This is a genomic window from Vibrio rotiferianus (genome assembly GCF_002214395.1).
Taxonomy (GTDB): Bacteria; Pseudomonadota; Gammaproteobacteria; order Enterobacterales; family Vibrionaceae; genus Vibrio; species Vibrio rotiferianus.
The window spans coordinates 3,178,328-3,203,579 of sequence record NZ_CP018312.1 but is presented as its reverse complement, the minus strand read 5'-3'; the positions used below and the strand labels follow the sequence as shown (position 1 = coordinate 3,203,579).

General features: G+C 46.9%; 22 protein-coding genes. 12 read left to right on the top strand and 10 right to left on the bottom strand.

The annotated features are described in order from the left end of the window. Positions 1-17: 17 nt before the first annotated feature. From BSZ04_RS24085 to trxA, 3 genes are all read right to left on the bottom strand, one after another. Positions 18-1,010, bottom strand: a complete 993-nt coding sequence (locus BSZ04_RS24085; protein ID WP_088881543.1) for a hypothetical protein — start codon at positions 1,008-1,010, stop codon at positions 18-20. A 105-nt stretch (positions 1,011-1,115) separates the two neighbouring features. Further along, the gene (gene rho / locus BSZ04_RS24080; protein ID WP_005440042.1) at positions 1,116-2,375 is read right to left on the bottom strand and encodes a transcription termination factor Rho; all 1,260 of its coding nucleotides are present in this window, start codon (positions 2,373-2,375) and stop codon (positions 1,116-1,118) included. Positions 2,376-2,571: 196 nt separating this feature from the next. After that, positions 2,572-2,898, bottom strand: a complete 327-nt coding sequence (gene trxA, locus BSZ04_RS24075; RefSeq protein ID WP_005458583.1) for a thioredoxin TrxA — start codon at positions 2,896-2,898, stop codon at positions 2,572-2,574. 111 nt (positions 2,899-3,009) lie between these two features. Here trxA and rhlB point away from each other — a divergent pair, with 111 nt between their 5' ends. Both rhlB and gppA read left to right on the top strand, forming a co-directional pair. Beyond that, positions 3,010-4,323, top strand: a complete 1,314-nt coding sequence (gene rhlB, locus BSZ04_RS24070) for an ATP-dependent RNA helicase RhlB (protein WP_088881542.1) — start codon at positions 3,010-3,012, stop codon at positions 4,321-4,323. Between the two features lie 19 nt (positions 4,324-4,342). Next, positions 4,343-5,836, top strand: a complete 1,494-nt coding sequence (gene gppA, locus BSZ04_RS24065; protein WP_071236525.1) for a guanosine-5'-triphosphate,3'-diphosphate diphosphatase — start codon at positions 4,343-4,345, stop codon at positions 5,834-5,836. Positions 5,837-6,040: 204 nt separating this feature from the next. On the opposite strand, the gene BSZ04_RS24060 is transcribed toward gppA, so the two are convergent. From BSZ04_RS24060 to recQ, 3 genes are all read right to left on the bottom strand, one after another. Beyond that, positions 6,041-6,715 carry a 7-cyano-7-deazaguanine/7-aminomethyl-7-deazaguanine transporter gene (locus BSZ04_RS24060; protein ID WP_038868584.1) on the bottom strand — a complete coding sequence of 225 codons (675 nt, stop codon included), beginning with the start codon at positions 6,713-6,715 and terminating at the stop codon, positions 6,041-6,043. Between the two features lie 234 nt (positions 6,716-6,949). Continuing rightward, positions 6,950-7,255: a DUF3630 family protein gene (locus BSZ04_RS24055; protein ID WP_010444574.1), complete on the bottom strand. Its 306-nt coding sequence runs from the start codon at positions 7,253-7,255 to the stop codon at positions 6,950-6,952. Between the two features lie 9 nt (positions 7,256-7,264). Continuing rightward, positions 7,265-9,100 (bottom strand): ATP-dependent DNA helicase RecQ, encoded by a 1,836-nt coding sequence (gene recQ / locus BSZ04_RS24050; RefSeq protein WP_088881541.1) that lies wholly within the window; start codon positions 9,098-9,100, stop codon positions 7,265-7,267. Between the two features lie 176 nt (positions 9,101-9,276). On the opposite strand from recQ, the gene rarD reads away from it, so the two are divergent. From rarD to ggt, 4 genes are all read left to right on the top strand, one after another. After that, positions 9,277-10,191, top strand: a complete 915-nt coding sequence (rarD, locus tag BSZ04_RS24045) for an EamA family transporter RarD (protein ID WP_005440031.1) — start codon at positions 9,277-9,279, stop codon at positions 10,189-10,191. A 73-nt stretch (positions 10,192-10,264) separates the two neighbouring features. Next, positions 10,265-11,062 carry an AraC family transcriptional regulator gene (locus BSZ04_RS24040; RefSeq protein ID WP_088881540.1) on the top strand — a complete coding sequence of 266 codons (798 nt, stop codon included), beginning with the start codon at positions 10,265-10,267 and terminating at the stop codon, positions 11,060-11,062. Between the two features lie 91 nt (positions 11,063-11,153). Next, positions 11,154-11,813 (top strand): LysE family translocator, encoded by a 660-nt coding sequence (locus BSZ04_RS24035; RefSeq protein ID WP_088881539.1) that lies wholly within the window; start codon positions 11,154-11,156, stop codon positions 11,811-11,813. A gap of 111 nt (positions 11,814-11,924) precedes the next feature. Further along, complete coding sequence (ggt, locus tag BSZ04_RS24030) at positions 11,925-13,691, top strand: gamma-glutamyltransferase (protein ID WP_088881538.1); 1,767 nt, start codon at positions 11,925-11,927, stop codon at positions 13,689-13,691. A gap of 743 nt (positions 13,692-14,434) precedes the next feature. On the opposite strand, the gene uvrD is transcribed toward ggt, so the two are convergent. Then, the gene (uvrD, locus tag BSZ04_RS24025) at positions 14,435-16,609 is read right to left on the bottom strand and encodes a DNA helicase II (protein ID WP_088881537.1); all 2,175 of its coding nucleotides are present in this window, start codon (positions 16,607-16,609) and stop codon (positions 14,435-14,437) included. Positions 16,610-16,889: 280 nt separating this feature from the next. On the opposite strand from uvrD, the gene BSZ04_RS24020 reads away from it, so the two are divergent. The 4 genes from BSZ04_RS24020 (at position 16,890) to BSZ04_RS24005 (ending at position 19,329) form a co-directional block, all read left to right on the top strand. Next, positions 16,890-17,150 (top strand): BufA1 family periplasmic bufferin-type metallophore, encoded by a 261-nt coding sequence (locus BSZ04_RS24020; protein ID WP_010444586.1) that lies wholly within the window; start codon positions 16,890-16,892, stop codon positions 17,148-17,150. Between the two features lie 85 nt (positions 17,151-17,235). Then, the gene (gene bufB / locus BSZ04_RS24015; protein ID WP_088881536.1) at positions 17,236-18,108 is read left to right on the top strand and encodes an MNIO family bufferin maturase; all 873 of its coding nucleotides are present in this window, start codon (positions 17,236-17,238) and stop codon (positions 18,106-18,108) included. Continuing rightward, positions 18,105-18,863 carry an HvfC/BufC N-terminal domain-containing protein gene (locus BSZ04_RS24010; RefSeq protein ID WP_088881535.1) on the top strand — a complete coding sequence of 253 codons (759 nt, stop codon included), beginning with the start codon at positions 18,105-18,107 and terminating at the stop codon, positions 18,861-18,863. The genes bufB and BSZ04_RS24010 overlap by 4 nt, the downstream gene beginning before the upstream one ends. A 10-nt stretch (positions 18,864-18,873) precedes the next feature. Then, positions 18,874-19,329: a DoxX family protein gene (locus tag BSZ04_RS24005; RefSeq protein WP_088881534.1), complete on the top strand. Its 456-nt coding sequence runs from the start codon at positions 18,874-18,876 to the stop codon at positions 19,327-19,329. A 31-nt stretch (positions 19,330-19,360) separates the two neighbouring features. Here BSZ04_RS24005 and tsrA read toward each other — a convergent pair whose 3' ends face one another. Further along, positions 19,361-19,642 (bottom strand): H-NS-like global regulator TsrA, encoded by a 282-nt coding sequence (gene tsrA / locus BSZ04_RS24000; protein ID WP_010444595.1) that lies wholly within the window; start codon positions 19,640-19,642, stop codon positions 19,361-19,363. Positions 19,643-19,733: 91 nt separating this feature from the next. Next, entirely contained in the window at positions 19,734-20,927 is a 1,194-nt protein-coding gene (locus BSZ04_RS23995; protein ID WP_197697131.1) for a multidrug effflux MFS transporter, read from the bottom strand. 107 nt (positions 20,928-21,034) lie between these two features. Between BSZ04_RS23995 and BSZ04_RS23990 the strand changes: the two genes are divergently transcribed. Both BSZ04_RS23990 and BSZ04_RS23985 read left to right on the top strand, forming a co-directional pair. Then, positions 21,035-21,976 carry a LysR substrate-binding domain-containing protein gene (locus tag BSZ04_RS23990; RefSeq protein WP_088881655.1) on the top strand — a complete coding sequence of 314 codons (942 nt, stop codon included), beginning with the start codon at positions 21,035-21,037 and terminating at the stop codon, positions 21,974-21,976. A gap of 203 nt (positions 21,977-22,179) precedes the next feature. After that, the gene (locus tag BSZ04_RS23985) at positions 22,180-23,970 is read left to right on the top strand and encodes an aminopeptidase P family protein (RefSeq protein WP_088881533.1); all 1,791 of its coding nucleotides are present in this window, start codon (positions 22,180-22,182) and stop codon (positions 23,968-23,970) included. Between the two features lie 140 nt (positions 23,971-24,110). Here the strand turns inward: BSZ04_RS23985 and thiH are convergent, their stop codons facing one another. Further along, positions 24,111-25,223, bottom strand: a complete 1,113-nt coding sequence (gene thiH, locus BSZ04_RS23980; RefSeq protein WP_088881532.1) for a 2-iminoacetate synthase ThiH — start codon at positions 25,221-25,223, stop codon at positions 24,111-24,113. Between the last annotated feature and the right edge of the window lie 29 nt (positions 25,224-25,252).

Sequence of the window (25,252 nt, the reverse complement as noted above, 5' to 3'; positions counted from 1 at the left end):
AATGGCTTCAACAACGGTTATTCCAAGAATTCTGCAATCTGTCGTGTTTTTACTTGGCGATTGCTTGAAACAAGCTCTTCCAACCACGAGTGGTGCCCTTGCTTTACGAGTTCTCTTGCAACCAAAGTGGCTTCTTCGGAAAGTGCCATCTTGGCCACTAAGAATTGTTTTACGTCATGAGAGAGTGGATTGGATCTGGTGAGCAGCTCAATAGCATAAGGTTTTAAGGTTGGATTGGCAGTGGAATTCATCAATTGTTGCAATGAAAATTCGTCACCAACCTCGGCAAGCCTTGCCAGCTCGGTTTGGCTATTATAGTCCGCACGCATTCGCCACAGCAGATCATACATTGCCTCACTTTGACTGACTTGTGCCAAACGCACGACCACCGCTGTTGATGGCAGCCAACTAGTCACATTAGCATGAGTTAATTGTTTAATCAGAGCTTCAAGTGCATCCGGCGATAAGCTGTCCAGCTCACGAATAAGTAACGCTTCTCTGGTTTGTACATGTTGCGAAGTGCCTGTTAACCAATCTTTTAGATTAAGTTCTTGGCGCTCTGCCGCTAACACAAACTCCAACGTACTTTGGTCTTGTTTCCAACGTTTAATCAGACGACTAGCAATAGAAGGAAAGTTAAAAGCAGGTACGGTGAATTCGTAACCGTCGCCGCGCTCTAGTACTTGGTAAGTTGGAGTAATACTAATCTGAGATTCGACAAAAATCGCCATTCTTGGCGTGAGGATGATTTCTTGTTGTTCAAACTTTTCGAGCAAAAGAAAGCGGACGACTTCTTGTTGAGGGAAAGCAAGTCGGTCTAGGGCAAATTTAAGCGAGTCAACCTCGTCTCTGACGGCATAATCAAGCAGTTCAGATACTTTGGTCTGTATTTGGGTATCCTGAAGCCACTGCTCTACCACAGTTTCCTGCATTTCCTTGGCAGATAACGTTGCTGGTAGCATTATAAGTGACAAGCTCAGGAGTAATGACGACAACATTCCTTGTTGCATGTTAACCTCCCGATAACATTTCCTTCATTCTGCTGCTTATCTCGGGAGAAAGCAATAAAAAGCCACCGATATACGGTGGCCCTTCGCAGAATTGCTTATCTGAGACTATTGACGACGCATCGCATCGAAGAACTCGTCGTTGGTCTTCGTCATCGCTAGTTTGTCGATGAGGAACTCCATTGCGTCGATTTCGCCCATTGGGTGAACAATCTTACGCAGAATCCACATCTTCTGAAGTTCTTCGTTCTTAGTTAGAAGCTCTTCACGACGTGTGCCGCTGCGGTTGAAGTCAATCGCAGGGAATACGCGTTTCTCTGCAATCTTACGGTTCAAGTGGATTTCCATGTTACCTGTACCCTTGAACTCTTCGTAGATAACTTCGTCCATCTTAGAGCCAGTATCAACAAGAGCAGTAGCAAGGATAGTTAGGCTGCCGCCTTCTTCTACGTTACGTGCTGCACCGAAGAAACGCTTAGGACGATGTAGTGCGTTTGCATCCACACCACCAGTTAGTACTTTACCTGATGAAGGTACTACGGTGTTGTATGCACGAGCTAGACGAGTGATAGAGTCAAGCAGGATAACTACGTCTTTCTTGTGTTCAACAAGACGTTTTGCTTTCTCAATTACCATTTCCGCGACTTGTACGTGGCGAGAAGCTGGCTCATCGAACGTTGACGCAACCACTTCACCTTTAACTAGGCGCTGCATCTCGGTTACTTCTTCTGGACGTTCGTCGATTAGAAGTACCATCAACTCACACTCAGGGTGGTTGTATGCGATGCTTTGAGCGATGTTTTGCAGAAGCATTGTCTTACCCGCTTTAGGCGGAGCAACAATCAAACCACGTTGACCTTTACCGATTGGCGATGCCAAATCTAGTACACGTGCCGTGATATCTTCTGTTGAACCATTACCGCGCTCCATAACCATACGCTCATTAGCGTGTAGAGGCGTTAAGTTCTCAAATAGGATCTTGTTACGAGCGTTATCTGGTTTGTCGTCGTTAACCGTATTGACTTTAAGAAGAGCAAAGTAGCGCTCACCGTCTTTTGGTGGACGAATTTTACCAGCGATTGAATCCCCAGTACGTAGGTTGAAACGACGAATCTGACTTGGCGAAACGTAGATATCATCAGGGCCAGCAAGGTATGAGCTGTCTGCGCTACGTAGGAAACCAAAGCCGTCTTGCAGAATCTCCAGAACCCCATCGCCAAAGATGTCTTCGCCGCCTTTCGCGTGCGCTTTAAGAATAGCGAAGATGATGTCTTGTTTTCTTAGACGAGCTAGGTTCTCAAGACCTAGGCTTTCGCCAAGCTTTACAAGGTCAGACACAGGTCTGTTCTTCAGTTCAGTAAGATTCATGGTGGTGGATGCTTGTTTAGTCAAAATAAGATCTATTTTCTAGTTAAGATGGATTTGGTCTCAGGATCGACCAAGAAGAGAAATTTGTTCAATTAACGCGCGATAAGTTAGCACTAATTAATATTCTAGTCCAGAGTTAGAAAAACAAAACCGTGCATTATCACTTTGCACGGTTTTGTTCTGAATCACTTGGTGATTATAGGTTTGCGTCCAAAAACTCTTTTAGCTGAGTCTTAGACAGTGCACCAACTTTCGTTGCCGCCACGTTACCGTCTTTAAATAACAGTAGCGTTGGAATGCCGCGAATACCAAACTTAGGTGGTGTACCTGCGTTATGGTCAATATTTAGTTTACCGATAGTGAGTTTGCCTTCGTACTCTTCTGCAATTTCGTCCAGAATTGGAGCAATCATCTTACAAGGACCACACCATTCTGCCCAGAAATCAACAAGAACCGGGCCTGCAGCGTTGATTACATCGTTTTCAAAACCGTCATCAGTAAGCTGCAAAATCTTATCACTCATCTTCCACTCCAATGTGTTTTTTGAAACTGGTTGGATGATAACCAGTAATTAGATGCCCTATTGGAATGTATTTACTTTCGTATTGCAAGCTTTAGCTGATATTCTATAGCCATGAAAAAGACGCATATCACAGAGCAAAAGTTCGCCGATTTGGGATTAAATCCACAAATTACTGAAGGTTTGGAGAAAAAAGGGTTCGAATTTTGTACCCCAATTCAAGCCTTGGCGTTGCCGGTACTGCTCACCGGCCAAGACATTGCAGGCCAGGCCCAAACGGGTACTGGTAAGACGCTTGCGTTTCTTACTGCTACCTTTAACCACCTATTGACTAAACCTGAGCATGAAGGTCGTAAGCCAACTCAACCGCGTGCTATCATCATGGCACCAACCCGTGAGCTAGCGATTCAGATCTTTAATGATGCGGAACCTTTGATTGCGAGTACAGGTCTTAAAGCTGCCTTAGCTTACGGTGGCGAAAGCTACGATAAGCAACTATCGAAGCTTCAAGACGGTGTAGATATCCTGATTGGTACGACTGGTCGTATTATCGATTTCTACAAACAGCGCGTATTCAACCTAAACAACATTCAAGCTGTTGTACTCGATGAAGCCGACCGTATGTTTGACCTTGGCTTTATTAAAGACATTCGTTTCTTGTTCCGCCGTATGCCAGAACCAAAAGAGCGTTTGAACATGCTGTTCTCAGCGACGCTTTCTTACCGCGTTCAAGAGCTGGCATTCGAACACATGCACAACCCAGAGCACGTTGTGGTTGAGCCAGAACAAAAAACCGGTCATCGCATCCAAGAAGAGCTTTTCTACCCTTCGAACGAAGACAAGATGGCACTGCTTCAAACCCTGATTGAAGAAGAATGGCCAGATCGCGCGATCGTTTTTGCCAACACTAAGCACAAGTGTGAATCGATTTGGGGTCACCTCGCAGCAGATGGCCACCGTGTTGGTCTACTGACTGGCGATGTACCGCAGAAGAAGCGTGAAAAGATTCTTGAGCAATTCACTCGCGGTGAAGTTGACCTATTAGTAGCAACTGACGTTGCAGCACGCGGTCTACACATCCCTCAAGTAACACACGTATTTAACTTCGATCTGCCTGATGACTGTGAAGATTACGTTCACCGTATCGGTCGTACGGGCCGTGCCGGCGCAAGTGGTCACTCTATCAGCTTCGCTTGTGAAGATTACGCAATCAACTTGCCACCAATCGAAGAATACATTGAGCACGCAATCCCAGTTTCTGATTACGACGCTTCGGCTCTAATCCAAGATCTGCCTGCACCACTTCGTATGCGCGCGCCTCGTACTCAACAACGTCGCACCAATACAGGTGGCACTCGCTCTGGTAACCGCAAGCCGCAAGGACGTCGTCCTCGTCAACCGCGTCAATCAGCGCCAAAACAATCATAAAAGGAAACTGAAGTCGTTTATGAGTCAAGCAGGATCATCACCGCTATACGCCGCCATCGACCTCGGGTCGAACAGTTTTCACATGCTCGTTGTGCGTCATATCGATGGCAGCGTTCAAACCATGGCTAAAATTAAGCGCAAAGTTCGCCTAGCGGCGGGCTTGGATGAACGTAATTCTCTTAGTACGGAAGCTATGCAGCGAGGATGGGACTGCTTAAGTCTATTTGCAGAACGCTTGCAGGATATTCCTAAACAGAACATCCGTATTGTCGGTACCGCGACTTTGCGTACCGCAACCAATGTGGATGTTTTCCTAGAGAAGGCGAACCAAATTTTAGGTCAACCTATCGAAGTCATCACAGGTGAAGAAGAAGCCGCCACTATATATAAAGGCGTTGCTCACACTTCGGGAGGCAGCGGTCGCCGCCTTGTGGTCGATATTGGCGGTGCAAGTACCGAGCTGATTATCGGTGAGGGCTTCGAAGCGAAAGCGCTAACTAGCCTTAAGATGGGTTGTGTAACATGGTTGGAAAGCTTCTTTAAAGACCGCCAGTTGAACGCACGCAACTTCGAGTCTGCCATTGAAGGCGCAAAACAAACCTTAAAGCCAATCTTAGAACAGTACACCGACCTAGGTTGGGATGTGTGTGTGGGTGCTTCAGGTACAGTTCAAGCACTGCAAGAAATAATGCTAGCGCAAGGTATGGACGAAGTAATTACTCACTCCAAACTTAAGCGTCTACAAAAGCAGGCGATGCTTGCTGATCACTTAGAAGAGCTCGATATTGAAGGTCTGACCCTAGAACGTGCTCTGGTATTTCCAAGTGGCTTATCTATTTTAATTGCAATCTTTGAGCTACTAGAAATTGATGCCATGACACTGGCTGGCGGCGCTCTGCGTGAAGGGCTAGTGTATGAGATGGTTGACGAGCTTCGTCAAAACGACATTCGTGCTCGTACCATTTGTAGCGTACAAAGCCGTTACCAATTGGATTGCCAGTACGGTGAGCAAGTGGCAAACCTCGCTAATAATCTACTTGAGCAAGTCGGTGGTGAAACTTGGGTTGCAGAACCTCAAGGTAAAGTCCTGCTGGAAACAACAGCTAAGCTGCACGAAATCGGTCTGACTATCGACTTCAAAAAAGGTGGAGAGCACAGCGCTTACCTACTGCAGCATTTAGATTTGCCTGGTTATACGCGTGCGCAAAAGTTCTTTATTGGTGAAATTGCACGCCGCTACCGCGAACAGCTCACCTCCCTGCCGGAGCAACATGCACTTTCAGGTAACAGTGCGAAACGTGTATTACGTCTATTGCGTTTGGCTGTTTTACTTAGTCATCGTCGTAATCCAGACCTAGTACCAAATGTCACTCTAAAAGCAGAAGGCGACAAGCTAACGCTCAGCATTGAAGCCAAATGGTTAGATGCAAATCCGCTGACGGCCGCTGAGTTGGAAATTGAATCCAACCGTCAAACAGACATCGGTTGGCCGTTAAGTATTGTGACTTGTTAAATCTCACGATAACTTATTGCTTAGTTAAAGGTCCCTATTGGGGCCTTTTTTATTGCTCATTTTTACCTTTGTACAGCTTAGGGAGCTTTTGGACACCCATGATCTAATTACTCCCCACGCTGTACAAAACGCTCTAAACCCAAGTAAACAGGCACAAAAAAGCCGCTTGATTTGAGCAAGCGGCTTTCGGGGTTCCCACTGATATTAAGACTGAACGCTTGTCGTCACCTTAAAGTCAGGGTTCACCGCAGTCAGTTTCTTAATTAGGTAATTCAGTAGTACACCATACATAGGAACGAACAAACCAAGACTGATAATCAGTTTGAAGCCGTAATCCACCAGCGCGATTTCCGTCCAATGCTCCGCCATAAATGGATCTGGGCTTTGGTAGAAGGCAATGGCGAAGAAAGCGATGGTATCAAGTGCATTACCGAAAAGCGTTGAACACGTTGGTGCCACCCACCACTGTTTCATTTGGCGTAGGCGGTTGAACACGTGTACATCCATGATCTGACCAAGTAGGTACGCCATGAAGCTAGCAATCGCTATACGAGCAACAAATAAGTTGAATTCACCTAAGTGGCCAAAACCTTGGAACTGACCTTCGAAGAACACCACCGATAGGAAGTAAGAGACAGCCAGAGCGGGCAACATCACTAAGAAGATGATCTTTCGTGCCATTTTCGCACCGAAAATACGCACGGTTAAATCCGTTGCTAGAAAGATAAATGGAAAGGTAAATGCGCCCCAAGTGGTATGGAAACCGAAGATAGTAAACGGTAGCTGAACTAGGTAATTGCTAGATGCAATAATGACTAGGTGGAATAGAACCAGATAGATAAGGGCGTTGCGCTGCTGCGCAGGGGTAAAGTTACTCATGCGATACCTTTTTAGTTTGGTTTGGGGGTGAGGGAACCCAAATCGAGTCACTAAATAAAGTGGCTCTTACCAACAATGTAAAATGAAAAATAAACTGGCTTGGCTCATTCCGAGCGAAGCGGTGGGCGATTATACATTAACCACTTTTTGCCGCAAGTCGTCTGTTTTACGCAAACGTTTGAGCATAAAAAAGGGTGTTTCATGTGAAACACCCTTTCTAAAAAAATTCTATTTTTAGAAGCCGCGTTGGAACAATCCTGCGAGATAATCCAACTCTTCCCTGCTCTCTTCAATCGCTAAAGCTTCAAACCAAATCGCTTCGCTGTAATGCTCTGCTTTCATAAACAGTCGGCAACCTTCAAAATCGATCAGCCAAGAGTGAATGTCCGCATCCCACTGCTTTTCCACCACAGTAGCAGAAAGCAAGCTAACTAAACGCTCACCTAAAGCAGGAAAGCTATCAAGGTCAAAGCTCGGCGCGATAATGATTAAGCGCCCTTCTTGTGCCATGTAGTCCGCTAAGCCAAATTCCTTTTGCATCTTGGTTCCTTATCCATGGTGAGTAATGTGTTCTTGAATCAAATCGAGGAATGGGTCGGCGTACTTCTCCAGTTTGCGCTGACCAACACCGCTAACTGCCAGCATTTCGCCGTAAGACGTTGGCAGAATTTCCGCCATATCAATCAGAGTCGCGTCACTGAAGACCACGTATGGTGGCAAACCATCTTCATCAGCAATCGACTTACGCAGCTTACGTAACTTAGCAAACAGCTTTTTGTCGTAGTTCTTGCTGGTCAGTTTATCTGATTTAGCCGCACGTGCTGCGGTGTCTAAGCGTGGAACCGCTAACTCCAGAGTCACATCGCCACGCAGCAGCGGACGCGCCTCTTCAGTAAGTTGCAGCGTTGAGTTACGCGTGATGTTTTGGAACAACAGTCCTTTATGGATTAACTGACGGAAGATACTCACCCAGTAATCGTGGCTGTGATCACGCCCTATCGCGTAGGTAGAAATCTTATCGTGCCCGTTTTCACGTACACGAATGTTTTGCATGCCACGTAGCACTTCCACTACGTAGCCCATACCAAAGCTCTGATTCACTCGGTACACACAAGACAACGCCTTACGTGCTTCTTCCGTGGCATCAAAGTGTTTCGGTGGATCTAAGCAAATATCGCAGTTGCCACATGGCTTCTCGCGATACTCACCAAAATAATTCAATAGCACCTGACGACGACAAGTCTGCGCCTCAGCAAAGGCACTCATCGCATTCAGCTTATGGGTTTCCACCTGCTTCTGTGGACCATCGTCTTTTTCATCCAACATACGACGCAGCCAACTGATGTCCGCCGGGTCATACAACATCATCGCTTCCGCAGGTAAACCATCACGCCCTGCACGACCGGTTTCCTGATAGTAGGACTCGATATTGCGCGGGATATCAAAGTGAACCACAAAGCGCACGTTTGGTTTGTTGATGCCCATACCGAATGCCACAGTCGCCACCACGATTTGGATGTCATCACGTTGGAAGGCTTCTTGAACGTAAGCGCGCTCATCAGCATCCATACCAGCATGATAACCAGCAGCACGAATATGGTTGTTGCACAGCTTCTCAGTCACCATCTCAACTTTCTTACGGCTACCACAATAAATGATGCCGCAATTACCTTTTTGAGTTTCAAGATAACGAACGATTTGCGAAACCGGCTTGTGCTTCTCAACTAAGTTGTAACGAATGTTAGGACGGTCGAAGCTACCTAGATAAACCTCTGGATTATTCAGTTGCAGACGCTCAAGAATATCTCGACGCGTTGCGTCATCCGCCGTCGCCGTCAGCGCCATAAATGGCACATGGGAAAACTGCTGCTTAAGTTGACCAAGCGCGGCATATTCTGGACGGAAGTCGTGTCCCCATTGGGAAATACAGTGCGCTTCATCGACAGCAATCATCGATAACGGCAGGTTTTCCAAGCGCTCAATGAAATCACGCATCAATACGCGTTCTGGCGAGACGTACACCAACTTAAGATGACCTGTGTGCATGCGGTTATACACGCTGAGCAGCTCCTCACGAGGCATGGTCGAGTTAATACACTCAGCCGCTACACCGTTGGCTTTAAGCTGGTCCACTTGGTCCTTCATCAGCGAGATAAGCGGAGAAATGACCAAAGCAATGCCAGAGCGAACCAAAGCAGGAATTTGATAACACAGCGACTTACCGCCACCAGTAGGCAGGATAACTAAGCTGTCGCGACCTTCTACCGCAGCATCAATCACCAACTGCTGACCATCACGGAACTCTTGGTAACCAAACACATCCTCCAACACACGTTGAGGCGTTACAGGCGAGTCTGATTGTTCGGCTAACAAGGTAGAGGTCATGAAAAATCTCAGATTGGGTCTTAAAAAGAGGTGCTTATGCATGCCACTAGCACGCAAAGTGAGGGCACATTGTAATGGGGTTTCATGGTGAATAAAACCGCAAATTGCTAGGTGATTCAGCTCACGACTCGTATACTGATTTTCTGCTCTATAAAAACTCAATTAGGTGACATCCCATGACACCAGAAGAACAACAACGCTCACGGCAAGGCGTCTTGCTTGCTATTGGCGCGTACACCATGTGGGGCATCGCACCCATTTACTTCAAATCGATTGCTGAAGTCTCGCCACTTGAGATCTTAAGCCACCGAGTGATTTGGTCTTTCTTTTTGCTAGCCGCACTCCTCCATTTTGGTCGCCATTGGCGCTCGGTTCGCGACATCATTAAAAACAAAACCAAGATGATGTTTCTGGTTTCTACTGCCATTTTGGTCGGTGCAAACTGGTTGATCTTCATTTGGGCAGTGAACTCGAATCACATGCTCGATGCCAGCTTAGGTTATTACATTAACCCACTGATCAACGTCTTACTCGGGATGGTCTTCCTTGGCGAGCGTCTACGTAAACTTCAGTGGTTCGCGGTTGTCCTTGCCGCTTGTGGCGTATTAGTGCAGCTGATCGTATTTGGCTCGGTGCCTGTGGTCGCTATAGCGTTGGCAATGAGTTTCGGCTTTTATGGTTTGCTGCGTAAGAAAGTCAGTGTGGAAGCACAAACCGGACTGTTTATTGAGACCTTGGTGATGCTACCTGCTGCAGCAATTTACCTGCTGTTTATTGCAAGTTCACCGACGTCCAACATGCTTGATAACCCAATGCAGCTGAATACCTTGTTAATTGCTGCAGGCGTGATCACTACCCTACCGCTACTGTGTTTTACTGGCGCTGCAACCCGTCTAAAGCTATCAACGTTAGGCTTCTTCCAATATATTGGTCCAAGTCTGATGTTCTTGCTCGCGGTGCTGATCTACGGCGAACCGTTCACTAGCGATAAAGCTATCACCTTCGCCTTTATTTGGGGTGCTTTGGTGGTGTTTAGCTTTGATGGTCTGCGTAATAACCGCAAGTCACGCAAAGCGGCTCGTGCTGCCTGATCGTTTTTTACAAGACATTTAAGAAATTGATGGATAAGCTTGGTCATTATGTGACCAAGCTTTTTTTTATTTAATGGAACATATTCAGTACTACGCAACCGACCATGACAACTTGAGCCTGATAGAGGCGAAATACCAGAAATTTGCTTTTCAAAGGCATTACCATCTGGATTTTCACCTCGGTCTGATCACGCATGGCGCGCAGAAGTTCCAATACCAAGGTAACAGCCACCAAGTTGGTCACGGGCAAATTGTGATTATGCCGCCAGATGAGCTGCACGACGGGCAATCTAAGCTCGAAAGTGGCTATGAAGTAAATGTGTTTGCGATCGAACCTCATCTATTGAGCGATCTGGCTGATCTTAAGCAAAACGGTCAAATAATACACTTCAACGAGCTGATCATCTCGGATCCACAGATGTTTTCACAACTTAGTAACTTGCACGGGCTACTTCGTCGTGAAAACCTCAGCCAACTCACCAAAGACTGCCTTCCTTTTGAAGGATTTAACCAACTTTTTGATCGCTACGGATCGCTTGAGCGACAAAAAGTGGTGCCGCTAGGAAACCAATCGCTTGGGACGTTAAAAGATTATCTGATGGCGAACCTTGACCAAGCGGTGCGTTTGGATTCACTTTCAGAGCTTTGCCAGCTGAGTCCAACTCAGTTCCAGCGCCACTTTAAAGCGCAAACTGGCATGACACCTTACGCATGGTTCGCACGCCTGCGCCTTGAACAAGGCATGAAGTTACTGCAATCTGGCCAATGTGGTACCGACGTCGCCCATCAAATCGGTTTCTACGATCAAGCGCATTTCAGCAAAGCGTTTAAGCAGACCTACGGCGTTTCCCCTTCTCAAGTGACTCGTTAATTTCATTTACCGAGAAAGCTGTCAGTTTTTTACAAGCGCCACAGGTGACTTGCCACGACAATAGCCGCATTGGTTATATTTGAGATGTGTTATGAATGAATCCACCATATTGCTGACACTCGCCAGCATTCACTTTATTGCCCTAATGAGTCCAGGTCCGGACTTTGCGCTGGTGGTACAAAACGCGACGCGTCATGGTCGTCAAACTGGCTTGTACATTGCGTTGGGATTGTCTGTCGGTATTTTGCTGCACTCTTTGTTCAGCCTGACAGGCGTGAGTTATATCGTCCACCAGCACCCAGTGTTGTACTCCGTAGTGCAACTGCTCGGTGGTAGTTACCTGCTCTATTTAGGTATTGGTGCATTGCGCGCCGTGATATCGATGATCAAAAATCCACATGCGGATCAGCCTAAGAAGCAAAATAACCTCGTGATCAGCAACAAACGTCAGGCATTTGCGAAAGGATTTGCGACCAACATTCTTAACCCGAAAGCCTTGGTGTTCTTTATCAGTTTGATGTCGAGCTTAGTCCCTGCAGGTATGTCGATCACTGGCAAAAGTATTGCTTTGGTCATCTTGTTTGGTTTGTCGCTATTCTGGTTCTCTAGCCTTGCATGGATGCTGTCGACACAGCGCTTACAACGTAAATTGCAACAAGCAGGCATCTACATCGACGGTCTGTGTGGGGTGGTATTTACTCTCGTGGGCGGCAGTATTTTGTACCAAACCATCAGCACTTTTATCGGATAAAGTACTGATTTAAAAGCGTAGCACAATCGACATTTCTAAGATTGCTGACTCGACGTGACTCTTCATGACTGCCAAGCTGAAAGCACAAAACTGGCAACATGGAGAGTCATCATGCATTGGACGTTCAACCGACTCGTGACCACGGGTCTTATTCTTACTTCCCCACTCGTCTTATCTACCTCAGCCTTTGCTAACCAAGCAGCAGATGCGGTTGCACCGGAGCACAGTACTGGCTTCGAGCAAAAGCAATTGGTCAAAGCCAAAGATTATATGGTCACAGCAGCCAACCCACTTGCCACCCAAGCTGGGGCGGATGTTCTTGCACAAGGTGGTAATGCTATTGATGCCATGGTTGCCGTACAACTGATGCTGGGCTTGGTAGAGCCGCAATCTTCAGGTATTGGTGGCGGTGCCTTCTTAGTGTATTGGGACAGTGAGAAACAAAAACTGACTACGTATGATGGGCGCGAAACCGCACCGCTCGCCGCGACGCCGAAACTCTTCCTAGATGACAAAGGACAACCACTGCAATTTTACGATGCGGTTGTCGGAGGGCGCTCCGTTGCTACTCCTGGCACAGTGAAACTACTGTGGGACACGCACCAGAAATACGGCAAGTTGGAATGGAAAAAGATCATCCAACCTGTGATTACCTTGGCTGAGCAAGGTTTCGAAGTAAGTCCTCGCCTCGCGAGTCTGATTGAGAAAGATGCCAAGCGTCTATCACGCTTCCCTGCGACTAAAGCTTACTTCTTTAATCCAGATGGCTCACCAAAAGCCGAAGGCACGTTGTTGAAGAACCCTGAATACGCGCAAACTCTGACGGCAATTGCAGAGCAAGGAGCAAAAGCTTTCTATCAAGGCGATATCGCCACAGACATCATCAAGACAGTACAGAATGCACCGGGCAATCCTGGCGTATTGGCACAACCTGACTTTGATGCGTTCCAAATCAAACAACGTGAACCGGTTTGTGCGGCTTACCAAAGCTATGACATCTGCGGCATGGGACCACCTAGCTCTGGCGCACTGACGGTTGGACAGATTCTTGCGATCACCGAGCACTACGATCTTAAAGGTTGGGGAGCCGAAAGCGCGAAATCATGGCAAGTGATCGCCGACGCGTCTCGCCTTGCGTTTGCGGATCGCGGTAAATACATGGCAGACCAAGATTATGTGCCAATGCCAACCGAAGGCTTGCTTGATAAAGACTATCTAAAACAGCGTGCTGAGTTGATTCAAGTCGGTAAAGCCTTGCGTAAGGTTGAAGCCGGCAATCCACCGTGGTCACACGCGATGAACCTAAGCATGGACCAATCAATCGAGCTGCCTTCCACCAGCCATTTCAATATCGTCGATAAGCAAGGCAATGTGGTTTCAATGACAACAACTATTGAGAACGCCTTTGGCTCACGCTTGATGGTGCGTGGCTTCTTGCTCAATAACGAACTGACTGATTTCTCTTTCCGCACTCATCAAGATGGAGTGCCAATCGCGAACCGCTTAGAACCGGGCAAACGCCCACGTTCATCCATGGCACCAACCATTATGATGAAGAACGACAAACCTTACATGGCAATTGGCTCACCGGGTGGCAGCCGCATCATTGGTTACGTCGCACAAGCCATTATCGCCCACACGCAATGGGATATGGACATCCAAAGCGCGATTAATCAACCACGATTACTGAACCGTTTTGGTACCTTAGATATTGAGCAAGGTACTGCTGCAGAAGGCTTACAGCCTGAGTTGGAAAAGATGGGTTTTAAAACTGATGTTCGTGATTTGAACTCTGGACTGCATGCGATACGTATAACAAAAGACGGTCTTGAGGGCGCAGCCGATCCAAGGCGTGAAGGTGCCGCTATCGGGCAGTAAGAGTCTTTCGCTCGACCCCTTGTGCGAGATCTCTCACAAAGGGTTGAGCAAACCTCTCTTTTTTAATGGCAAAACTGCGCACACAAACCCATAAGCTATTGATTTAAATGGTTATGTATCTTTTTTGAACGCTAAGAGAGTAAAAAAATGTGAGATTTGTCCGTTGTTGGAAACAGTTAAACACGTAATATTAAACCTGTCGGAAGGATGCTGACATGGAACAGGAAACACCACGGACTTGGTGAACTTCAGGAAGAAGAAACGGTTATTCAGGATGAATAGTCGGGCATGGATTGCAAAATTGGACATTGAACGGAATCAATAGTGACTAGGATGGTTGCTACTAAGGACGGGAAATGGACACCTCTGGACGAGGCAAGGATTTGAACATCAGGATGATGTCAGGGACACCGCTCAGGGAACAAGTGATGAGAGCTAACGAGGATGGTTAGCAGACCAGGATAAGGTCATTAAGGACACCGCTAGGAAGGCGACGTAAGGATTAAGCTGACGGATTCAGCACACTATCATGGATTAGATGCATGGAGCACTCTTAGTAGCCGGATTGCTGCGAGTAAGACTATAACCCCGATGGGCGCAAGCCCTCGGGGTTTTTCTTTGCCTAAAATTTTTCTCAGCTGCACCGTTAAATCGCGCTTTCGCACGCCATTTTTTACTGCATTAGCGACATACAAACAGCACCAACAAAAAGAGCCGCCGAAGCAGCTCTTAAGTTGATGACCTTACAGCTTCTCTAGTCGAGCGTAAGCAGTCACCAACCATTTGATGCCCTCACCGTTAAAGGCAATCTGTACACGGCTCTGTGGACCACTGCCTTCGAAGTTGATGATGGTGCCCTCACCAAACTTAGGATGCATCACACGAGAACCTAGCGTAAAGCCAGTTTCATTGAAGCTCTCTTTCACCGCCGTTTGGCTAAATCGACCACTGCTTGCGGGACGGCTAACTTGCGCCTTCATGCGTACTTCGTCTAAGCAAGTTTCTGGCAGTTCACGGATAAAGCGAGACGGCTTATGATACTTATCCTGACCGTACAAGCGACGCATTTCAGCATAAGTGATGTACAGTTTCTGCATCGCACGGGTCATGCCGACATAACACAGACGACGTTCTTCTTCTAAACGCCCTGCTTCTTCTGCCGACATTTGGCTTGGGAACATGCCTTCTTCCACACCAACCATAAACACCAATGGGAACTCTAGACCTTTCGCACTGTGCAATGTCATGAGCTGAACCGCATCTTCAAACTCGTCCGCTTGTCCTTCGCCCGCTTCTAGTGCCGCATGGGTTAGGAATGCCGTCAGCAGTGACATGTCCTCGGCTTCTTCTGGTTTCTCGAATTGGCGAGTTGCGGTCACCAATTCCTCCAAGTTCTCAATACGCGCCTTAGACTTTTCGCCCTTCTCTTGCTCGTACATCGCGAACAAGCCCGAGTATTTAATCACATGGTCAGTTTGGTGGTGCAGCGGCATCTCGATGGTGTCGTCTTCTAGTGCCGTAACAAGCTCGATAAAACGGCTCAGAGCACCAGCAGCACGACCTGCAAGTACCTTCTCATCCAACATCGCGACACTCGCTTCCCACATGGTACAACCACGATCACGAGCCGCAAAGCGAATGGTTTCAAGCGTCTTGTCGCCCAAGCCACGCGTTGGCGTATTCACTACACGTTCAAATGCCGCATCATCATTACGGTTGGCAATCAGACGCATGTAGCTCAAGGCATCTTTGATTTCCTGACGTTCGAAGAATCGCATGCCGCCGTAGATACGGTAAGGCAAACCAGCTTGAATCAAGGCTTCTTCCAGAACACGCGACTGGGCGTTGTTACGGTAAAGCATCGCAGCATCATTCAGAGCACCGCCCTTGTCTTGCCACTCTTTAATTTTGTTTACCGTAAAACGGGCTTCATCCAATTCGTTGTAAGCGCTGTAAACCGAGATAGGCTCACCGACAACGCCATCTGTCCAAAGCTCTTTACCCATGCGCTCGGTGTTATTCGCAATCAGGGCATTGGACGCTTCCAGAATGGTCTTGGTTGAACGGTAGTTTTGCTCAAGACGAATGGTATTCACGCTTGGGAATTCGAGCGTAAACTTCTCAATGTTCTCAACTTTTGCACCACGCCAGCCGTAAATCGACTGGTCGTCATCACCTACGATCATCACGTGACACTCAGGACCCGCCATCATACGTAGCCAAGCATATTGAATGTTGTTGGTATCTTGGAACTCGTCCACCAAGATATGCTTAAAGCGTGCTTGGTAGTGTTCACGGACGAATTTGTTATCACGCAGTAGCTCATGTGCGCGCAGCAAGATTTCCGCAAAATCGACTAAACCAGCACGATCACACGCTTCTTGGTAAGCGGTGTACAGCTGCAGATATGTCTTGGTCACTGGATCATGGTACGCATCAATATGCGACGGACGCAGACCTTCGTCTTTCTTACCGTTGATCCACCATGCCACTTGGCGTGCTGGCCACTGCTTCTCATCAAGGTTTTGCGCTTTGATCAAACGCTTTAGTAGACGCTGTTGGTCGTCACTGTCGATGATTTGGAAATCTTCCGGTAGCTTGGCATCAAGATAGTGCGCACGCAGAATGCGGTGACAAATGCCGTGGAAAGTACCATTCCACATACCGCCTGCACTGCCCATCATTAGCTCTTCGATACGTCCACGCATCTCTGCCGCCGCCTTATTGGTAAAGGTTACCGACATGATTGAGAACGGAGAAGCCTGCTCTACCGACATCAACCAAGCGATACGGTGAACAAGAACGCGTGTCTTACCACTCCCTGCACCAGCAAGGACGAGCAAGTTTTCTAAAGGTGCTGCAACGGCTTCACGTTGTTTATCGTTCAAACCGTCGAGTAATAGAGATGGATCCATCATGATGAGAGCTACTGGTTATTTATACATAAAAATAGATTATAACCTAAACAACCTGTTCAGATTAGACAAAAATTCATAAAAAATTCGTCGTTTTTTTACTCCAAACATCAATAAGTTATATAAATCACACTCTTTAAAATCATTTGTTTCGAAAATTTCTCTGAAAGTTTTTTAGCCAATTTCCTATCTTTTAAGTTAAGCAAGTTGAGAACAAAAACGCCAAAACAGGCGATTCATCTTGCCAAATTAAAGTGAAGGAAATCATTCAGAGGAATTTATTATGAAAAAGTCGAATCTAGCTGTTACTGCTGCTGTTACTGGTCTTCTAGCTCTTGGTGGCACAATGCTAACTGCAGCTCCAGCTGTCGCTGCTGAGAAAGAGAAGTGCTACGGCGTTTCTAAAGCAGGCAAAAACGACTGTGCAACGAAAAGCAGCTCATGTGCAGGTACTGCTAAAGAAGATAACCAGAAAGACGCGTTTGTTGTCGTTCCTAAAGGTCTATGCGACAAATTAGCTGGTGGTAGCACTACTTCTTCATAATCTTTCATCGCTAGCTGCTATGAGGATGCGTTGACGCTCACCAATGCATCCTCCTCTTACCGCCCGTTTTGAAAAGGAGTTTCACGTGAAACACCACACCTTCCATGACCTTGTTGGCGTTGGATTAAGAACCCCTCACCTCGATTACTTTAACCAAAACAAACCTGAGTTAACTTGGTTAGAAATCCACAGTGAAAACTATTTTCAGCCCAATGCTGCAGAACGTCTTCAGCTACAAGCACTGCGCGAGAAATACCAAATTAGCTGTCACGGCATTGGTTTGTCATTAGGTTCGGTGGAGCGTGTGAATCAAAAACATTTAGCGCAACTGAAAGCACTGATCGATTCAATCGATCCGATTCTTGTTTCTGACCATTTAAGTTGGAGTGAAAACGGCGGCCACTACTTTAACGACTTACTTCCACTCCCATACACGGAAGAAGCACTCAAAGTGTTCACTCGTAACGTGAATGAAGTGCAGGATTATTTGCAACGCGAGATCTTGATAGAGAACCCATCTAGTTATGTGAAGTTTCAACATTCAACCATTAGTGAATGGGAGTTTCTGACCGAAGTTCAAAAGCGCACCGACTGTCGTTTATTGCTCGATTTAAACAATGTTTATGTTTCGGCGTTTAACCACGGTTTTGATTGCGACACATACCTAGATGCGATTCCAGCCGACAAAGTGGATGAAATTCACTTGGCAGGTTTTACCATCAAACAACTCGACAAAGGTGAGATATGGATTGATACCCATAGCCGCCCAGTTAGTGATGAAGTTTGGCAACTGTTCGCGCAGTGGACAAAAAAACACGGTCCACGCCATGCGTTGATTGAATGGGACTTGGATATCCCCGCGCCAGAAGTCTTGCTCGGAGAAGCACACAAAGCATCGCAAGTGCTGTTGCAAGGCACAATCCCAAGTGAACAAAGCGAATCGAGGAAGGCATCATGAATCTAGCCACCTTACAAAGCCAGTTTGCTAAAGCCCTACACTATCAAGCAGTCGGTGAAGATTGCGATATTGCCAGTGATGAGTTTACCGCTGATGAACGCATGCAGATTTATCGCAATAATTTTATCGTCAGCCTAAGCGAAGTGTTATCCGCGACTTACCCGATGGTCGAAGCGCTGCTTGGTGAAGAATGCTTTGAACAGATGGCTCGCCAACATGTACTCTCTTACCCATTAGAAGAAGGAAATGTAGTTCATTATGGCGAAGGCTTTCAAGACACCATCATGCAGTTCAGTCAGGTGATCGCACAAGCACCTTACAGCCCTGAAGTCGCACGCTTCGAGTGGCATATCGACCTCGCTCGTCAAGCGCAGTATGAACAATCCAATGCACAGGAATTAAAATCGCTCGCATTACTTGGCGAAGTGAGTGAAGAGCAACAACCCGCTTTGGTTTTGCACCTTAAGCAAGGCTGCCGGAGCTTTGACTCTAACTACGCCGTATTTGATTTGTTTAGTGCGATTCAAACTGGGCAATTCGAACAACTTAATATCAACCAATTACAGCAAGGTGTCATCTCGATTCAAGCCAATGGAGAAGCCTTGTGTCACGCACTCGATGCCGATGTGTTCCAACTGCTGCAATGTTTAGAGCAGAAGCTGAGTTTAAGCGAAATACCTGAAGTTTTACTCGCTCATCTCAATAGCATCATGGCACTCGATCTCGTTGACGGCTTTACATTGAAATCAATCTAAGGAGCACTCTATGACGGATACGGTTAAAAACTTAGTGAACCGGTACGACGATTTAATCAGTACCCTACAAGCTGGCTTTGTCCCTTTGCTACTTCTCTTTTGTCGCTTGTGGGTTGCATGGGTATTCTTCAATTCAGGGCTAATCAAGATCTCGTCCTGGGATAGCACGCTGTATTTGTTTGAATTGGAATACCAAGTGCCCTTACTGCCATGGGAATTGGCGGCTTACTTAGGTACGGCGGCGGAATTAGTTCTACCGGTGTTCTTGGCACTAGGGTTAATTACCCGCCCGATGGCTGCGATTCTGTTTGTGTTCAACATCATCGCCGTGGTCTCTTATCCACTGCTGTGGGAGAAAGGTTTCTATGATCACCAACTTTGGGGATTGATGATTCTTGTTGTGATTGTGTGGGGGCCAGGACCACTGTCTCTCGACCACATACTGAAGAAGAAAATTACCAACTAAAAAAATCCCCGCATGAAGCGGGGATTTTTTATTATTTGTTTAAGTAAGCTAGTAACTCTTCTGCTGAGATACCCTGCTGAGCGAGGTCTTTTGCCATTTGCTCTACTTGCTCGCCTTTACGTGACTCAATCACTTGTTGAAACTGATACACAAGATCACGCAAAATCGGCAGTGGAACTTGCTTTGCCGCACTACGAACACGCTCTGAGCTCTGGTTACCTAATTCGTTAAGCAACTTGCCAAACATCACCTTTTCAGGTGATTCTTCCATTTGCTCTAAGATACGAGCCATTTCATACGTGGTTAACGACATTACTTTATGAGTTCCGTTATGGTGTCGAGAATAGTTTGAACGACAAATATACACGCGTTAGGTACATTGGAAAATACTAAATTACCGAGTTTTACGCATTCGCTAATTTAGCATGCCACTTCTTACCAGCTTTACTGAACAGGATCAGCAAAGCAGGAAGCAGCACCCACATATGAATTGCAATCAGTGTTTGTGGGTCAAGCGATAGACGCTGTAGCGTACCCACCAACAAGCCAGCACCACTCATTTGGAACAAGCCGAGTAACGCTGCAGCCGTACCCGCTTTATCTCCAAACGGTTCTAGTGCTTTACCTGCAGCGGCACCAAGAATCCAAGCGAAGCCAACCGATGAAATGAAAATTGGTAGCATGAAAGACAGCGCGGTGTAGTGCTCTTTCATCACCATCATGATCACGCCAGCAATTGCCAGTAAGCTGATACCAACCACAAGTGAGTTATGCGTGCCCCAGCGATCCATAAACTTAGGCGCAAGCATACAAGCAGCAATGTTAAACGCCGCGTTGAGACCAAACCAGAAGGTGAATTCATTCATCGATAAGCCCATTCCGGTCATCAGCACCACTGGTGCAGACGTTACGTAAGCAAGAATAACTGCCATCGCCATCAAACACAGTGATGCGTGGAAGATGAATGATGGGGTGCTCAATACTGCCCAGTAGCGGCTCAGTTTAAATACCGCCTGCTTTTCTGTTGCAGGATTGGTTTCCTTCATTCCAAGGAACATCATCGCCCCCGCAATCACAGCAAAACCGGCCATAAAGCTGAAGTTTGCACGCCAATCAAATTGTTGGGTTAACCAGCTACCAAGAATCGGTGCCAATGCCGGAATAAAGCAGATCGCACCGTTAAGGTAGCTGATCATCTTGCCGCTTTTCTCCGGACCAAAGATATCGCGAACTGTTGCAAAGGCTGCTACAGATGTTGCACACGCACCTAAGCCTTGTAGCAAACGAGCCATCAACATCCACTCAATATTTTGAGCACTCCACGCCAATAAAGCACTCAATGCGTAGATGGTGATGCCGCCCAATGCAACAGTTCGACGTCCGAGTTTATCTGCCAAGGGACCAGCGAACAGCTGACCAACACCCATAGCAAATAGGAACCAAGTGATGGTGTCTTGTGCCAATGCATTTTCTACCTGAAAAGTGGACGCGATAAGAGGCAAAGCAGGTAGATAGATATCAATCGCAAGCGGACTGAATAGAACTAACATGGTCAACAGCGCCATCTGTTTTTTGCTATTTGTAATATGGCTAGACACAAAACACTCCAAATTGAACAAGAACTTTTGAGCAAAGCTTAATCATCTGATGATATGAATGGAAATGATGTATACTCATGACCATTATTCCAATGGGGAAAATCACTGTGAACGTAGAGAAACTGGCACGTATCGACCTCAATTTGCTGGTCTGTTTTAAAGTGCTGATTGAAGAGTTGAATGTTACCCGAGCCGCCCACCGACTGTGCTTGAGTCAGTCTGCCGTGAGCAAATCCTTAGCGAAATTACGTACCCAATTTGATGATCCCCTATTCACTCGAAACTCACACGGATTGACGCCAACACCACGCGCACTGTTCCTTAAACCGAAACTGGATCTGTTGATAAACCAACTTGAGGTGCTGACTCAACCCGAAGAGTTCTCACCACAGAGCAGCGAGTACCGCTTTCAAATAGCTGCGGTAGAGAGTGTCTACCCGTTGATTCTGCCCCACTTCTTACCGGCAATATTCCAACAAGCGCCAGGCGTGACCATCAGTACCCACTCTTGGTCGGAACAAACGTTCAAGATGATTCAGCGTGGTGAGATCGATTTGGGCATGACAGGTCGAGATATCGACATCAACGACGCCAAGCTAACCATGTTGCCGCCAGATGACATTTGCGAACAGGAAATCTATCGCGACCACCAGATGTGTATCGTACGTAAAGACCACCCGGCTTTGAGTGGTAATTGGAACTTAGAAGCTTACCTAGCCCTGCGTCATGTTCAGGTACGTTGTGATGGCAACGACCGTTGGTTGCTCGACTATCGTTTAGCCGACATTGGTCGTGAACGTGATATTGCGGTAACCGTCCCGGACTTTAACAGCGCCGCCAGTTTATGCTCTTACACCGATTTTGTGTTCACCGCGCCAAGCCACTTTGTGAAGCTGGCAGCCAAACAACATGACATGGCATTGCTGCCTCTTCCACTCGAATTCCCTCCAATGGCTTACACTTTGTTCTGGCACCGAGACAGAGAGAATGACCCAGCTTTGACTTGGTTGCGTACCATGATCACGAAAAAAACCAATCATCTTAGATAAAAATCCTGAACGCAATTTGCTCTATTAATGTAATATGAGTAGCTTAACAGTCGATAGTCCTTTTTGGCTCATCTATGGCCTGTTGTACTCCGGCTCTATTGAAGTGATTGCGAACCTCAATGGACTCAAAAACTGCATGAAGCAGATGGAAACAGCTCCCACACCTGAGCATGAAGGAGCGGTAATTTGAAGGAATAACACAGATGCACAACAATACCCTAAGCCGCGTGAATGCAATTCGCGAATGGCTAGCACAACATAATATTGATGCCCTACTTATCCCACATGAAGACGAGTACTTGGGCGAATACGTACCGGCGCACAACGAGCGTTTACATTGGCTAACTGGTTTTACCGGTTCTGCTGGTGCTGCGGTAATCACCAAAGACAAAGCCGCTATCTTTGTTGATGGTCGCTACACGGTACAAGTCACTAAGCAGGTTCCTGCTGATCTATTCGAATACCGCCACCTGATTGAAGAGCCTGCGCTAGATTGGATTAAAGACCATCTTGCAAATGGCGCGTCTGTTGCAATCGACCCTCGCATGCACAACTCTGCTTGGCTCGACATGGCACAGGCAAAACTTGCAGGTGCACTTGAGCTTAAGGTTCTCGACAGCAACCCAATTGATGAGCTGTGGCACGACCGCCCTGCTCCTGTGGTTTCTGATGTTCGCCTAATGGCAACAGAAGCAGTTGGTCAATCAAGTGAAAGCAAACGTCAAGAAATCGCAGAGCTCGTGAAAAAAGCCGGTGCAGACAGCGCAGTGATCACAGCACTTGATTCTATCTGTTGGCTGCTCAACGTTCGTGGTCTAGATGTATCACGTCTTCCGGTTCTGCTTTCTCACGCGATTCTACACTCAGATTCAAGCGTGGAATACTTCCTAGATCCAGCTCGCCTACCTGCTGAGTTTGACGCTCACGTTGGTGCTGGCGTGACGGTTCATCACCCAGAAGCATTGCAAGCGCGACTAGAAACTCTAACTGGCAAGAATGTACTGGTTGACCCTGCGACAAGTAACGCATGGTTTAAGCTGGTTCTACAAAATGCTGGCGCATCAGTGGTGAGTAAAGCTGACCCATGCCTAATGCCAAAAGCAGCGAAGAACGCAGTTGAAATCGCAGGCATGAAAGCATGTCATATCCGTGATGGCGTGGCGATGAGTAAGTTCCTATCTTGGTTAGATGCTGAAGTCGTTGCGGGTAACCTGCATGATGAAGCGACGCTGGCAGACAAACTGGAAGCGTTCCGTGGCGAAGACCCGACCCTGATGGATCTTAGCTTCGATACCATTTCAGCAGCAGGTGGCAACGCGGCAATGTGTCACTACAACCACGAAAACCAACCTGAACCAGGCAAGCTAGAACTGAACACACTCTACCTAGTGGATTCAGGCGGTCAGTACCTAGATGGCACTACCGACATCACGCGTACTATTGCGATCGGTCAGCCTTCACAAGAGATGATTAAACAATTCACTCTTGCACTAAAAGGTCACATCGGTGTTGCTCGTGCACGTTTCCCGAAAGGTACACGTGGTTACCAAATCGATACACTAGCTCGTCAGCACCTATGGGCAGAAGGCTACGATTACGATCACGGTACCGGTCACGGTGTTGGTCACTTCCTAAGTGTTCATGAAGGTCCGGCGAGCATTTCGAAGAAGCAAATCGACGTACCTCTAACAGAAGGAATGGTGCTGTCCAACGAGCCAGGTTACTACCGTGCAGATGCGTTTGGTATCCGTATTGAAAACCTAGAACTTGTTGTTGAAACACCGACTAACGGTGACTTCCCTGTTCTATCATTTGAGTCGCTAACTCGCTGCCCAATCGACAAGCGCAATATCAACGTTGATATGCTAACTCGTCCAGAACTTGCTTGGCTGAATGACTACCATCAGAAAGTATGGGATGAGATCAGCCCGCTAGTTGAAGATGATGTGAAAGAGTGGCTTCGTCAAGCAACGCTACCTGTAGCACACAGCTAGAAGCTAGAAGCTAGAAGCTAGAAGCTAGAAGCTAGAAGCTAGAAGCTAGAAAAAGTAGAGGGTTGATGTAAAACATCAACCCTCTTTTTTGCTTATGTTTCACGTGAAACATAACGATGACCAGTGGCTTTATTTATTGCTTAACCAGAATACGCCGAGTGCCAATCTCGCCATACAGGGTCAAACCCTTTGGCTCGAATCATATCTTCCACAGAACCCGCGCTTCGCTCATCGCTGATCTCAAACTGCTCGAGTTCAACATCATCCATCGCATAACCACCCGGCTGAGTTTTCGATGCAGCAGACATACTGGTGATGCCTAACGGTAATGCATTGTCTCTGAACTTCGGTGATTCACGAGTCGATAATGACAACTCCACTTCTGGATTCAACAAACGATAAGCGCAAATCAACTGCACAAGCTGCTTATCCGTCATAACTGATTTTGGTTGGAGCGCACCCTCACAAGGACGCAAACGCGGAAATGAAATGGAGTAACGAGTCTGCCAATACGTACGCTCTAGATAGTCCAAGTGCGCTGCCACATAAAAGCAATCGGTACGCCACTCTTCCAATCCTATCAAAGCACCAATACCGATCTTATCGATGCCTGCTTTTGCAAGACGATCGGGTGTATCCAATCGGTATTCGAAATCCATCTTGTTGCCACGCAAATGGTGCTCGGCGTAAGTCGAAGGATGATACGTTTCTTGATAGACCATCACCGCATCTAAACCCAATATCTTGAGCTCTGCGTATTCGTCTTGATCTAGCGGCTGTACTTCCATCGCCAAATAGTTAAAACGCTGCTTAATCATCGGCACCATTTCGCGAAAGTATTTCATCCCCACTTTGGTTTCGTGTTCACCAGTCACCAGCAATACGCTGTCGAACTTCATGCGTTTAATGGCTTCAACTTCTGCAGCCACTTCGTCTCTATTCAAAGTACGACGCTTGATTCTATTCTCCATCGAGAAGCCACAATAAGTACAAGCATTGGCGCACAAGTTAGAAAGGTACAATGGAATATAAAGCGACATGGTATTACCAAAACGCTTGCGAGTTGCCGAGTATGACAGCTGCGCCATTTGCTCTAAGTACGCTTCAGCCGCTGGTGAAATTAGCGCTTTAAAGTCTTCCAAATCACGTTTGGGTTTATTCAATGCTCGCTCGACGTCTTGTGCCGTTTTCGCGTAGATCGACATCGAAATGTCATCCCAATTCAGCTGCTTATATTGTTCAACGAAGCTCATGTTTTCCTCGCTTAATAGCTAAACCAATC